Annotated in this window: 1 protein-coding gene; it reads left to right on the forward strand. The window is 74.5% G+C overall.

The window, feature by feature from the left end:
- On the forward strand, nt 1–255 hold a 255-nt coding region (locus tag QSK18_RS35795), incomplete at both ends, for a P1 family peptidase (RefSeq protein ID WP_285628999.1).

A 255-nucleotide genomic window follows, 5' to 3' on the forward strand; every position in this document is an offset into this window, starting at 1 on the left:
CCGGCACGGTCGGTGCGGTCGACGTGCGGGGCGGCGGGCCGGGCACCCACGAGACCGACGCCCTCGACCCGACCACGCTGGTGCCCACGGTAGACGCCGTGACCCTCACCGGCGGAAGCGCTTTCGGTCTGGCCAGCGCGGGCGGCGTGCAACGCTGGTGCCTGGAGCAGGGCCTCGGCTTCGCCGCTGGCCCGGTCCACGACCCAACATCGATCCGGGTACCCATCGTGCCCGCCGCCGCAGTGTTCGACCTCG

This window comes from Kineosporia sp. NBRC 101677 (genome assembly GCF_030269265.1).
In the GTDB taxonomy this organism is placed as follows: domain Bacteria; phylum Actinomycetota; class Actinomycetes; order Actinomycetales; family Kineosporiaceae; genus Kineosporia; species Kineosporia rhizophila.